General features: G+C 33.6%; 13 protein-coding genes. 6 read left to right on the top strand and 7 right to left on the bottom strand.

Annotated elements, in window-relative coordinates; translation table 11 throughout:
- Window positions 1-104: 104 nt before the first annotated feature.
- The 5 genes from ACM55K_RS00320 (at window position 105) to ACM55K_RS00300 (ending at window position 5,844) form a co-directional block, all read left to right on the top strand.
- Window positions 105-1,106 carry a GntR family transcriptional regulator gene (locus ACM55K_RS00320; protein ID WP_416848244.1) on the top strand — a complete coding sequence of 334 codons (1,002 nt, stop codon included), beginning with the start codon at window positions 105-107 and terminating at the stop codon, window positions 1,104-1,106.
- A gap of 4 nt (window positions 1,107-1,110) precedes the next feature.
- Window positions 1,111-2,598 carry a xylulokinase gene (locus ACM55K_RS00315; protein ID WP_416848243.1) on the top strand — a complete coding sequence of 496 codons (1,488 nt, stop codon included), beginning with the start codon at window positions 1,111-1,113 and terminating at the stop codon, window positions 2,596-2,598.
- Window positions 2,599-2,602: 4 nt separating this feature from the next.
- Window positions 2,603-3,928 carry a xylose isomerase gene (gene xylA / locus ACM55K_RS00310; protein WP_416848242.1) on the top strand — a complete coding sequence of 442 codons (1,326 nt, stop codon included), beginning with the start codon at window positions 2,603-2,605 and terminating at the stop codon, window positions 3,926-3,928.
- A gap of 210 nt (window positions 3,929-4,138) precedes the next feature.
- Window positions 4,139-5,413 (top strand): Y-family DNA polymerase, encoded by a 1,275-nt coding sequence (locus ACM55K_RS00305; RefSeq protein WP_416848241.1) that lies wholly within the window; start codon window positions 4,139-4,141, stop codon window positions 5,411-5,413.
- Complete coding sequence (locus ACM55K_RS00300; protein WP_416848240.1) at window positions 5,404-5,844, top strand: LexA family protein; 441 nt, start codon at window positions 5,404-5,406, stop codon at window positions 5,842-5,844. The genes ACM55K_RS00305 and ACM55K_RS00300 overlap by 10 nt, the downstream gene beginning before the upstream one ends.
- A 165-nt stretch (window positions 5,845-6,009) precedes the next feature.
- On the opposite strand, the gene frr is transcribed toward ACM55K_RS00300, so the two are convergent.
- The 3 genes from frr to ACM55K_RS00285 form a co-directional block, all read right to left on the bottom strand.
- Entirely contained in the window at window positions 6,010-6,573 is a 564-nt protein-coding gene (frr, locus tag ACM55K_RS00295; RefSeq protein ID WP_416842508.1) for a ribosome recycling factor, read from the bottom strand.
- 81 nt (window positions 6,574-6,654) lie between these two features.
- Window positions 6,655-7,362, bottom strand: a complete 708-nt coding sequence (gene pyrH, locus ACM55K_RS00290) for a UMP kinase (RefSeq protein ID WP_416848239.1) — start codon at window positions 7,360-7,362, stop codon at window positions 6,655-6,657.
- 68 nt (window positions 7,363-7,430) lie between these two features.
- Window positions 7,431-8,210, bottom strand: coding sequence for a patatin-like phospholipase family protein (locus tag ACM55K_RS00285; RefSeq protein ID WP_416848238.1), 780 nt, complete (start codon window positions 8,208-8,210; stop codon window positions 7,431-7,433).
- A 105-nt stretch (window positions 8,211-8,315) separates the two neighbouring features.
- Between ACM55K_RS00285 and ACM55K_RS00280 the strand changes: the two genes are divergently transcribed.
- Entirely contained in the window at window positions 8,316-8,918 is a 603-nt protein-coding gene (locus tag ACM55K_RS00280) for a thioredoxin family protein (protein WP_416848237.1), read from the top strand.
- Window positions 8,919-9,277: 359 nt separating this feature from the next.
- Here the strand turns inward: ACM55K_RS00280 and truB are convergent, their stop codons facing one another.
- The 4 genes from truB to ACM55K_RS00260 form a co-directional block, all read right to left on the bottom strand.
- Complete coding sequence (gene truB, locus ACM55K_RS00275) at window positions 9,278-9,976, bottom strand: tRNA pseudouridine(55) synthase TruB (protein ID WP_416848236.1); 699 nt, start codon at window positions 9,974-9,976, stop codon at window positions 9,278-9,280.
- On the bottom strand, window positions 9,976-10,776 hold the full coding sequence (locus ACM55K_RS00270; protein ID WP_416848235.1) for an undecaprenyl-diphosphate phosphatase: 801 nt from the start codon (window positions 10,774-10,776) through the stop codon (window positions 9,976-9,978). Before ACM55K_RS00270 ends, truB begins: the two co-directional genes overlap by 1 nt.
- Window positions 10,777-11,019, bottom strand: coding sequence for a DUF3098 domain-containing protein (locus tag ACM55K_RS00265; protein ID WP_039108616.1), 243 nt, complete (start codon window positions 11,017-11,019; stop codon window positions 10,777-10,779). It lies immediately after the preceding gene.
- Window positions 11,020-11,135: 116 nt separating this feature from the next.
- Window positions 11,136-12,011 carry a cell division protein FtsX gene (locus ACM55K_RS00260; RefSeq protein ID WP_416848234.1) on the bottom strand — a complete coding sequence of 292 codons (876 nt, stop codon included), beginning with the start codon at window positions 12,009-12,011 and terminating at the stop codon, window positions 11,136-11,138.
- Window positions 12,012-12,067: the final 56 nt, after the last annotated feature.

Below are 12,067 nucleotides of genomic sequence, written 5' to 3'. Positions count from 1 at the left end.
TATCAAGTCAAAGCAGATTGGTTTTTAATAATATTTAAGAGAATTATTTGTGTTTTAAAAATAATAATTACTTTTGCATACCGGAACAGAACAGTACGGTTATTATGAGCGAGAAAAACTTTAAGTTATTAATTAGTCACGATAGTGATATTCCTAAATATCAACAAATAGTAAATGCTATAAATAATGCTGTAGCTGAAAACATTTTGGGTGTTGGGGATTTATTGCCTTCGGTAAACAGTATTTGTAAAAACAATCAATTGTCCCGAGATACAGTTTTTAAAGCCTATTCAGTATTAAAAGAGCAAAAGGTTATTGAGTCCGTTCCCAATAAAGGGTATTATGTTGCTGGAGAAACCAGAAAAGTGCTGTTAGTACTGGATACGTTTAAGGCATATAAAGAAGTTTTGTATCATTCATTTGTAGATAATTTACCAGATAACATTATTACGGATGTTCAGTTTCATCATTATAACATAGAGAATTTTAAAACCATCATTAACAACAGTGTTGGGAAGTATTATAAATATGTAGTGATGAATTTTGATGATAAAGAAGTAGCTACTGTCTTGACCAATATTCCTAATGAGAAACTATTGCTCATTGATTGGAATATACATTCAAAACCTAAAAATAATTATGTTTTTCAAGATTTTGGAAAAGCCTTTTTCGAATCTTTGAAAGGGGCTGTTGATCTATTTAGAAAATATGAAGGGATTGATTTTGTCTATCCAGCTTTTACAAATCATCCAATAGAGACCGTTACTTTTTTTAAAATTTTTTGTAAAGAATTTAATTTTAAATACAAGATTATTACAAATCCCAACGATTTTATTATAGAAAAAAATAAGGCGTATATAAGTGTAAGTGACAGAATTCTTGGAATATTCTTAGAACAATGTAGAGAAAAAGACTTTGAACCAGGAAAAGATGTGGGCTTCTTATCTTACAATGAAACCCCTATGAAAAAATTCATTTACAAAGGCATCTCGGTGATAACTACAGATTTTAAAGAATTAGGAACTAAAGGAGCTGAGTTTATTGCAAAAGACGAACCGATGCAATATTATGTATCAACAAATTTAATAATAAGAGAATCATTATAAATTTATGTATTATATAGGATATGATATAGGAAGTTCTTCCATCAAGGTAGCCTTGGTAGAAGCAAAAACGGGAAAAAAAATAGTTGTTCTACACGAACCTCAAAATGAAATGGAGATTGTGTCATTACACCCAAATTGGGCCGAACAAGATCCTGAAATGTGGTGGCAACATATATGCGTGGCAACAAAAAGAGCCATTAAGGAATCCAATGTTGATGCTGCTATGATAACAGGTATTGGTATCTCGTATCAAATGCATGGATTGGTTATTGTTGACGAAAAACACAGCCCATTGCGAAATGCTATAATATGGTGTGATAGCAGGGCGGTAGAAATTGGCAACAAGGCTTTCGCAGCATTAGGAGAACAAAAATGTGCCACTCATTTATTGAATTCACCGGGTAATTTTACAGCCTCAAAATTAAAATGGGTGAAAGATAATGAACCCACAATTTATGATAAGATTTATAAGTATATGTTACCGGGAGATTTTATTGCCTGTAAACTGACTGGAGAAATAGCAACCACCAAAAACGGATTGTCCGAAGGGATGCTTTGGGACTATAAAGAAAATAAGGTTGCCGATTGGTTGTTGGATTATTATGGTATTGATCCATCGTTGACACCAACCATTGTAGATAATTTTACCAATCAGGGACTTTTAAATGAACAAGCGTCAAAAGAAGTAGGGCTTCCTATTGGTATTCCTGTGGTGTATAGAGCTGGAGACCAGCCCAACAATGCATTATCATTAAATGTATTTAATCCGGGTGAAGTCGCAGCAACAGGCGGAACTTCAGGAGTATTCTATGCAGTAACCGACAGTTTATTGGAACAAAAAGGTACTAGAGTTAATAATTTTGTACATGTAAATTATGAAAAATCGAAACCAAGAATCGGGAAGTTGCTCAATATCAATGGGGCAGGAATTCAATATAGATGGTTGAGAAATAATATGGGTACTGAAACCTATGAATCGATGAATAGAAAGGCCTCGGAAATTGCCGTAGGTTCAGACGGAGTTGTTGTTATTCCATTTGGGAACGGAGCAGAGCGAATGTTTAACAATAAAAATATAGGAACCCATTTCTTAAATCTAAATTTAAATACCCATAGTAATGCGCATTTGTTTAGAGCCTCTTTAGAAGGGATTGCTTTTTCATTTGTTTATGGAATGGAAGTTTTAAAAGAGGATAATGCCACAATTGATGTTATACGAGCAGGAAATGATAATTTATTTAGGTCTGAAATTTTTTCAAATACTGTTGGAACTTTGATTGGTCACGAAATAGAAATTTATGATACAACAGGAGCGATAGGAGCGGCAAGAGCAGTAGGCTTGACAGATGGCGACTTTGAAAAATTTGGCTCAAGCATTACTAAAAATGATCATGTAATGACCTTTATGCCTTTAAAAAATAAGGAACCTTATGAAGCGGCTTATAAACAGTGGAAAAAAGAATTAGAATTAATACTAACTCATAAAAAATAACAAAATGATAGTTTTAGGGAATAAAGAATATTACAAAGGAATTGGTAAAATTCAGTTTGAAGGAAAAGAATCAGATAATCCTCTGGCTTTTAAATACTATAACCCAGAGCAAGTAGTAGCGGGTAAAACAATGCGCGAACATTTTAGATTTGCAATAGCCTATTGGCATTCATTCTGCGGTCAAGGTTCAGATCCATTTGGACCGGGAACACAAAATTTTGCTTGGGATCAATCATCAGATCCGCTTCAAGCCGCAAAAGATAAAGCGGATGCTGCATTTGAATTTATCAGTAAAATGGGCTTTGATTATTTTTGTTTTCATGATTATGATTTGATTCAAGAAGGACCAACTTTTGCAGAATCTGAAAGACGTTTGGCTACCATTACAGAATATTTGAAAGAGAAAAAAGCAGCATCAGGAATTAAATTACTTTGGGGAACTGCAAACTGCTTTTCTAATCCACGTTATATGAATGGTGCAGCTACCAATCCAGACTTTAATGTATTGGCAAGGGCAGGAGGACAAGTAAAATTGGCTCTAGATGCTACTATTGCATTAGGTGGTGAAAACTATGTGTTTTGGGGAGGCCGTGAAGGATATATGACTTTGCTAAATACAAATATGGGAAGAGAATTGGAGCATATGGGACAATTTTTGGCACAAGCAAGAGATTATGCGAGAGCACAAGGATTTAAAGGGAATTTCTTTATTGAGCCAAAACCAATGGAGCCTATGAAACATCAATATGATTTTGATTGTGCCACTGCTATTGGGTTTTTGCGTGAATATGGTTTAGAGAAAGATTTCAAAATGAATATTGAGGTAAATCACGCAACATTGGCACAACACACATTTCAACACGAAATTGAAACTGCTGCAAAAGCAGGTATGTTGGGAAGTTTAGACGCGAATAGAGGGGATTACCAAAACGGATGGGATACCGATCAATTTCCTAATAACATTCAGGAAACAACTGAGGCCATGTTGGTATTCTTGAAAGCAGGTGGTTTGCAAGGTGGTGGAATTAATTTTGATGCTAAAATCAGAAGAAATTCTACAGATATGGAAGATGTTTTTCTTGCGCATATTGGTGGAGCTGATACATTTGCAAGAGCGTTATTAACTGCAGATAAAATTATTACGTCATCTCCTTACGAAAAATTGAGAACTGAAAGATACCGTTCTTTTGATTCTGGGAACGGGAAAGCTTTTGAAGAAGGAAAGTTAGACTTACAAGCTTTATACAAAATTGCTCAAGAGAATGGAGAGCTTAATTTGCAAAGTGGAAAACAAGAACTTTTTGAAAACATTATAAATCAATACATATAAAACTTAGTTTAGACTGTTTTTATATGTCTTGGATAAAAATGGAACCAATAATTAGTTATTTAAATTTTAAAAAACTAATTGTTGGTTTCATTTTTTTATGACCTTATTTTAAGAATAAAAATAAGCTTTCTGATTTTTTTACTTATCAACAATCCCAAAATTAACTTTTATTACTAACTCGCATAAAGGCATATTGAGTAATTTTGCATTATGTATGCTTTAGTCGATTGTAACAATTTTTACGCTTCCTGCGAAAGGGTTTTTCAACCTCAATTCGTTGGGAAACCTGTTGCAATATTGTCAAATAATGATGGTTGCGTGATTTCCAGAAGTAATGAAGCTAAGGCTGTTGGGATTCCAATGGGCGCGCCAGCCTTTCAAATCAAGGAATTGGTAAAAGAGAAAAATGTAAAGTTATTTTCTTCCAATTATGCCCTTTATGGCGATTTGAGCAATCGAGTGATGTCGATTTTAGGTCAATTTACGCCTAATGTCGAAATTTACAGCATTGATGAAGCCTTTCTGAATTTTGATGGACTAAATGTTTTCGATTATCATGATTATGGAATCCAAATGAAAAACCGTGTGCAAAAATGGGTGGGAATTCCTGTTTGTATTGGTTTTGCACCAACTAAAGCATTATCAAAAGTAGCCAATAAAATTGCCAAAAAATTCCAGGATAGAACGAATGGTGTTTATGTGATCGATAATGATGAAAAACGCATCAAAGCTTTGAAATGGACAAAAATTGAAGACGTTTGGGGGATTGGTTATCGCATGAATAAAAAGATGAAAGCCAGAAATATTACCACTGCATTAGATTTTATCGCTCCACAACACGAAGCTTGGATTAAGAAAGAAATGGGAGTTGTTGGTCTTCGGTTAAAATACGAATTAGAGGGAAAATCAGTTTTAGATTTAGAACCTATAGCTGACCAAAAGAAAAGTATTGCCATTACCCGAAGCTTTCCAAAACAGATTTCTGATTTTGATTTGTTGCGGGAACGCATTGCCACTTTTGCATCGGTTTGTGCCGAGAAATTACGAAAACAAAACTCCTGCTGTCATACGATTATTTTAATGCTAATGATTGATAAGCATACCGTGCAAACGTCAAAATACTATTTTAACATGGCGGTTACGTTGCCTTATGCGACCAATTCTACTTTGACAATTTCAAATACGGCGATTGCTATTCTGAAAAAAATATACAAAGGAAATGAAAATATAAAATTCAAGAAAGCCGGCGTTATTGTTACGGAACTTATTGATGAAAATAGAAAACAATTGCAGTTGTTTGATGAAGAAAACCCAAAACATTTGGAGTTAATGAAAGTGATGGATCGTCTCAATAATAAAATTGGAGACAAAAAAGTAAAGTTGGCTACTCAAAATTTAAGCCTGACTTGGAATATGAACCAGAAGCATTTGTCGCCTAAATACACCACTAATTTTAAAGAGATTCTCGAAATAAAATGCCATTAAACAAAGAACAAAAACTAACATTCTTTCTGCCTGATTTTGAAAGCGACTTAAAAATTCCTTTCATGTCCGAGGGTGTTTCGGCGGGATTTCCCTCTCCGGCTGCCGATTTTATGGAGGCAAATATCGATTTGAATAAAGAACTAAGTGAAAATCCTATGGCTACTTTTTATATCAAAGTCAAAGGGAATTCGATGATTGATGCCGGTATAAATGACAAAGATGTTCTTGTTGTGGATCGAAGTTTAGAACCTCAAAACAACAAAATTGCGATTTGTTTTATTGATGGAGAATTTACTGTAAAACGCATTCAGCTGGAGAAAGATTGTTTGTATCTGATGCCTGAAAATCCCAATTATTCGCCTATAAAAGTCACCGAAGAAAACCAATTAATCATTTGGGGAATCGTGACTTATGTGATAAAAAAGATTTAAAACAATTCTGTTTTATGCTAAATGAAAACTCTAAATTAAATGTTCAACAAAAAGGCTTTGGATTAAAACAAAAAAAAACAGTTTTAAGAATATTCTTGAAACTGTTTAATTAATTATTTTTTGTCTAATAAAACTAGCTTGTATTTAGCTCAAGACTTTTAAAAGTTAAACCTTCATGATTTCAGCTTCTTTCGAAACTAAAAGCTCATCTATTTTACGGATGTAACTATTGGTTAAGTTTTGAACTTCCTCTTCAGCACTTTTACAAATGTCTTCTGATGTTCCTTCTTTTTCTAATTTTTTAATATCAGTATTAGCATCTTTTCTTGCGTTACGAATACCAACTTTAGCATCTTCGGCTTCTACTTTTGCTTGTTTAGCAAGATCACGTCTTCTTTCCTCAGTTAAGGCTGGAACGCTTATGATGATCACATCCCCGTTATTCATTGGATTGAAACCAATATTAGCCACCATAATTGCTTTTTCGATTACATGTAGCATGTTTTTTTCAAAAGGCTGTAAAGTAATCGTTCTGGCATCTGGAACACTGATTTTAGATACTTGTGAAAGCGGTGTTGCGGATCCGTAATAATCTACAAAAACACTTCCTAGCATTGCTGGAGATGCTTTTCCGGCGCGAATATTTAAAAATTCTTTTTCTAAATGCGCAATAGAACCGGTCATAGATTCTTTAGTACTATCTAATATAAATTCAATTTCTTCGGTCATTTCTTTAGGTTTTTAGATTTCTTAGACTGTTGGATTTTTAGACTTTCAAGCATCTAATAATCTAACGATCTAATAATCTATTTATATATTTACTACTGTTCCTATGTTTTCTCCGTCGCAAATTTTCAAGAGATTCCCTATTTTATTCATGTCGAAAACTACAATAGGTAATTTATTTTCTTGGCTTAACGTGAATGCTGTGGTATCCATTACATTTAATCCTTTTTTAAGAACATCTTCAAATGTAATGAAGTCAAATTTCACGGCAGATGCATTTTTCTCTGGATCACAATCATATACACCATCAACACGAGTTCCTTTTAGGATTACATCAGCATCAATTTCTACACCACGTAAAACGGCTGCCGTATCTGTTGTAAAATAAGGATTTCCTGTTCCTGCACCAAAAATCACAATTCTCCCTTTTTCAAGATGACGAACGGCTCTTCTTTTAATATAAGGTTCAGCGATTGATTCCATTTTTAAAGCGGTTTGTAAACGAGTTTTCATCCCTTTATCTTCCAATGCACCTTGCAAAGCCATTCCGTTAATAACGGTAGCCAGCATTCCCATATAATCACCTTGCACTCTATCCATTCCTGCACTTGCTCCGGCAACTCCTCTAAAAATATTTCCACCACCTATTACAATGGCTATTTCTACTCCTTTTTCATGAATTTGTTTGATTTCGTCAGCATATTCAGCTAATCTTTTTGGGTCAATTCCGTATTGCAAGTCGCCCATTAAAGCTTCGCCACTTAGTTTTAGAAGAATTCTTTTGTATTTCATTTTTGTGTTGAGTTGATTGGTGCAAATATAGACATATTCTGTTTTTTAAAAAAAGCGTTACTTAAAATTTATAAATTAAGTTTTCCGTAAGATTTTTTTGCGGCTTCATAGCCAATGTTGAAGATGGCATCCATTTTAATCTTATTCGTTTCAAAAGTACTATAGAGACACAAATCCTTTGGTTCAATAACCCAATCGCAAACGTTGAATTTGTGCATATTTGAATTTGCCGAAAGGATATCAAAAGCGCGGGTAGTTACAGCTTTTATAGAGCTTAAATCTTTAGCTTCAATTTTTTGAAGAGGACTTACGTAAACTCCAATGACGGTATCACATTGTCCTTGTAAAATATCTGAGGGAAAATGATTTAATATGCCACCATCACTATATAATTTTCCTTTAATTTCGTACGGAGACAAAATCCCGGGAAATGCTGATGAAGCTAAAATAGCATCAATAATGGTTGTTTCGGGGCCAAATATTTTTAGTCTTCCTCTAACCATATCGGTCGCCGTAATATGAATTGGAATCTTCAGTTCCTCTAATAAGGCATCCTTGAAAATAGCATGAAAATAACTTTTGAAAGATTCAGAATCAATTAGACCTGCTTTTGTGAAGGTAAAATGTTTCCAATGAAAAAGGTAGATAGACTTAAAAAACTCCAGGATTTCGTCGGGTGTTTTCCCCCACGCATACAAGGCACCAACAATCGAGCCAGCGCTTGTTCCGGCAATACGGGAAGGAAAGATATTTTTCTCTTCCAAAAATTTTATAGCACCAGCATGTGCGATACCTTTAGAGCCTCCGCCAGAAAGTACCAGTCCTATCGATTTTGTTTTTAAATCCATTCTAAATATTTGTTATAAAATTACTCTTTTTGTGTAACTGTAACTGATATAAGTCATATTTAAGACCCAATTTTATGGTAACTTTGTATGTATAAAGATTTTATCATGAAAACAACAGTAGCTAAAGCGTTATTTCACAGTCATTCGTATTCAGAATATAGAAAATTAGTTTCTGATTTATTATTGGAAGGAAAATCAACAGGTAATGAACAATCCGAAAATTTGACACAATACAGTTTTTTGAATGAAACGCGTATGGATCGTTTGGATAAAACGATGAAAATTCCAGATGAAAATAGTCTTAAATTAAAAAATTTAGAAAGAGAATACCTCTGGCTGGTTATTTCTGAGGGTTGGTGTGGAGATGCAGCACAAATACTGCCTGTTTTAAATCAAATGACTATTGCTTCCGATGGTAAAATAGAAATGAAAATTGTTTTGCGTGATGAAAACGAGGAATTGATGAAATTGTTTCTAACCAATAAAAAAAGAGCAATTCCCAAATTAATTATAATTGATAGAGAAACTGGAAGTCTACTAGACAGCTGGGGACCCAGACCAAAAGACGCAACGGATTTGATAAATGATTATAAAAAGAAATTTGGAGTCATTGATGAAAAAATCAAAACAGAATTACAATTATGGTATTTAAAGGATAAAGGATTAAGTACGCAACAGGAAATAATTAATCTGATGCAGAGTCTTTAAAGGCAAGAAGAGGGACGGGTATGCGTTTCTTTATGTAAAAAAAATAAGTTTATTTTTTTTGTTTTACCAAAAAAAATTTGTAATTTAGTAACTGCCAACCATGTCTACTGTTTAATTTACTTTTTTATTGGTGTTTAAATATTGTTTCAATTTAAAAACATCGCTATGAAAAAGCTATTTGAAAGGTTTTATGATTATTTATCGTGCTTACTATTTGGGGGTAAAAACGTAACACATTATTAAAACCAGTGGCGCAGCCAAGTAAACAAAAAAAGTATGGATTAAAACTACTTTAATTTTTAGAAAAAACACATCGCAAGTTCATTTTTTGAATTTGTCATGTGTTTTTGCTTTTTTGATTACAATTGAGGAGCTAGACTTTGTTCAAATGCTTCAGCATCTATTCCATCAGTTACATTATAATCACCAATTTTTGTTCGGCGTAAAGCAGTTAAATGCGAACCTGAATGCATGGCTTTTCCAAAATCAAAAGCCAGCGAACGAATATAAGTTCCTTTGCTGCAAACTACTCTGAAATCGACTTCAGGAAGTGCGATTCTGGTAATTTCAAATTCGTGGACAGTTGTTTTTCTCGTTGCAATTTCTACAGTTTCTCCTGCTCTGGCATGCTCATACAAGCGAACACCATCTTTTTTTATAGCGGAGTAAATGGGTGGTTTTTGGTCTATTTCACCCAGAAATTGTTTTACGGTTTCCTGAATTAAAGCCTCGTCAATATGTTCAGTTGGAAATGTTTGGTCAATTTCGGTTTCTAAATCATACGAAGGTGTAGTAGCACCAATATAAAAAGTTCCAGTATATTCTTTGGCTTGACCTTGAAGTTCTGTAATTCTTTTGGTGAATTTTCCGGTACAAACTAAAAGCAATCCGGTTGCCAAAGGATCTAAAGTACCGGCATGGCCAATCTTAAATTTTTTTGGAAGCCCTAGTTTAGTAATCAAAGCCCATTTTAATTTGTTCACTGCCTGAAAGGAAGTCCAATGCAAAGGTTTGTCAATGAGTATTATTTGTCCGGTTTGAAAGTCTTCGGTAGTCATTAAATAATGGTCAAGGGATGAATAAAAAAGTGGATTATCAATAATACGATTCCAGCTATAATTCTGTAATAACCAAATAGTTTAAATCCTTTTCGGCTTAAAAAACCAATGAATGATTTTATGGCTAAAAGAGCCACTACAAAAGCGACAATATTACCAATGATAAGAAAGTTAATTTGATCGTGAGTCAATACATATCCGTCTTTGTAATAATCATAACATTTTTTTGCAGTTGCGCCTAACATGGTGGGAACGGCAAGAAAAAAGGAGAATTCTGCTGCGGTAGTTCGGGATAATTTCTGGGACATTCCGCCTACAATACTGGCACCACTTCGTGAAACACCAGGAATCATGGCAAGGCATTGGAACAATCCAATTTTAAATGCTTGAAGATAGGTGATTTCTTTACTGACTGGAAAACCAACTTCTGGAACAGCAAACCAATCATCTACTTTTAGTAAAATGATTCCTCCTATCAAAAGAGAAACGGCAACAGTAACCGGACTTTCTAGTAAAGCATCTATTTTTTTGCTGAAAAGCAATCCAAAAACTACTGCAGGAATAAAAGCAACAAGCAGTTTGAAATAAAAATCAAAGGATTGAAAAAATCGTTTAAAATATAAGACTACTACCGAGAAAATAGCTCCCAATTGAATGACAATCGTAAACAGTTTAGTGAAATCATCATGTGCAATTCCAAAAAAAGAAGATGCGATAATCATATGTCCAGTTGAAGAAACAGGTAAAAATTCAGTAATTCCTTCAATAATGGCAAGAACAATAGCTTGTAAAGTATTCATCTATGCTTTTTTTGGATTTTTAAGAATAGCATAAACAGTGATTCCAAAACCGATTAAAACAGTTGTTGGAGCCAAACGAATTCTTCTGAAATCAAAGATTGCTTCACTAAATACTTTTGGATCATTACTTCCGCCACCCGACATTAGAATAAAACCTAAAGCAATTACTCCAATCCCAATTAATAGAATTTTATAATTTATTTTGTCAAAAAGAAATTCTTGTTTTTGTTCTTCGTTTTTCATTTATGCTGAATTTATTTCAGCATCTAAAAATGCTGAATTATAGGTTTTTTTTTAAAATCCTAAAAATGATATTGTTTTAATCTTCTATCTGTAATCTGAAACCTGCAGTCTGAAATCTAGTAAAGATCGTCTGTTCTTAAGTTTAAAAAGCGTTGTGTTGCGAAGTAAGTGCTTAGCCAAGTAATCAAAATACCAATACCCAGAACAGTTAATAAAACCAATCCAACCAGTAATTTGTCGTCAAGAATACCAAGGTCAGGGAAATTAGTTTGAACGTAAATCAAAACGCCAATCAACGCCAAAATGGCTAAACCCGCACCAATCATTCCCAATTTTATGCTTCGCATCACAAATGGTTTTCTGATAAAGGCTTTGGTAGCGCCTACCATTTGCATGGTTTTGATGATAAATCGATTCGAATGTATGGATAAACGTAAAGAGCTGTTGATCAATAAAACAGCTATAACGGTAAAAAATCCGCTGATTATTAAAATCCACATGCTGACTTTTTTGATATTGTCATTTACCAGATTCACTAATTGTTTGTCATAAACAATATCCGAAATCATGGCATTTTTGCGTAAGCGAGTTTCGATTTTAGCAATACTGTCCTTGATTACATAATCTGCTTTTAAGTGAATATCATAAGAGTTTTGCAACGGATTTTCACCTAGAAATTCCATAAAATCCTCACCTATAATATCAGTATGTTGTTTAGCTGCAGCTTCTTTAGTGACATAAACATATGATTTTGCAAAAGGAGCTGTTTTTAATTCGGTTCCAAAAGCTTTCAGGATACTATCATTAGCATCGTTTTTGAAAAACACCGTCATGGCAATTTTTTCCTTGAAATCATCGGCCAGTTTTTTAGAATTTATAATGAAAAATCCTAACATTCCCAATAGGAATAACACCAAGAATACACTTAGTACAACCGAAAAATAAGAGGAAATTAACCTGCGTTTTTGAAATTTATCAAAGGAAGAACTCATAGTTTACTTAAATTATGGGGTAAAAATAATAAAGAATTTCTTTATTTAAAGTTAAT

This window comes from Flavobacterium arabinosi, from assembly GCF_048158725.1.
Taxonomy (GTDB): domain Bacteria; phylum Bacteroidota; class Bacteroidia; order Flavobacteriales; family Flavobacteriaceae; genus Flavobacterium; species Flavobacterium arabinosi.
Note: the sequence above shows the minus strand (reverse complement) of the source record. Positions and strands in the feature narration are given on the sequence as shown.

Excerpts from the sequence above, each read along its gene's own strand:
- ACM55K_RS00320 (WP_416848244.1), top strand. The coding sequence starts at position 105 with ATGAGCGAGAAAAACTTTAAGTTATTAATTAGTCACGATAGTGATATT.
- ACM55K_RS00315 (WP_416848243.1), top strand. The coding sequence starts at position 1,111 with ATGTATTATATAGGATATGATATAGGAAGTTCTTCCATCAAGGTAGCC.
- xylA (WP_416848242.1), top strand. The coding sequence starts at position 2,603 with ATGATAGTTTTAGGGAATAAAGAATATTACAAAGGAATTGGTAAAATT.
- ACM55K_RS00305 (WP_416848241.1), top strand. The coding sequence starts at position 4,139 with ATGTATGCTTTAGTCGATTGTAACAATTTTTACGCTTCCTGCGAAAGG.
- ACM55K_RS00300 (WP_416848240.1), top strand. The coding sequence starts at position 5,404 with ATGCCATTAAACAAAGAACAAAAACTAACATTCTTTCTGCCTGATTTT.
- frr (WP_416842508.1), bottom strand. The coding sequence starts at position 6,573 with ATGACCGAAGAAATTGAATTTATATTAGATAGTACTAAAGAATCTATG.
- pyrH (WP_416848239.1), bottom strand. The coding sequence starts at position 7,362 with ATGAAATACAAAAGAATTCTTCTAAAACTAAGTGGCGAAGCTTTAATG.
- ACM55K_RS00285 (WP_416848238.1), bottom strand. The coding sequence starts at position 8,210 with ATGGATTTAAAAACAAAATCGATAGGACTGGTACTTTCTGGCGGAGGC.
- ACM55K_RS00280 (WP_416848237.1), top strand. The coding sequence starts at position 8,316 with ATGAAAACAACAGTAGCTAAAGCGTTATTTCACAGTCATTCGTATTCA.
- truB (WP_416848236.1), bottom strand. The coding sequence starts at position 9,976 with ATGACTACCGAAGACTTTCAAACCGGACAAATAATACTCATTGACAAA.
- ACM55K_RS00270 (WP_416848235.1), bottom strand. The coding sequence starts at position 10,776 with ATGAATACTTTACAAGCTATTGTTCTTGCCATTATTGAAGGAATTACT.
- ACM55K_RS00265 (WP_039108616.1), bottom strand. The coding sequence starts at position 11,019 with ATGAAAAACGAAGAACAAAAACAAGAATTTCTTTTTGACAAAATAAAT.
- ACM55K_RS00260 (WP_416848234.1), bottom strand. The coding sequence starts at position 12,011 with ATGAGTTCTTCCTTTGATAAATTTCAAAAACGCAGGTTAATTTCCTCT.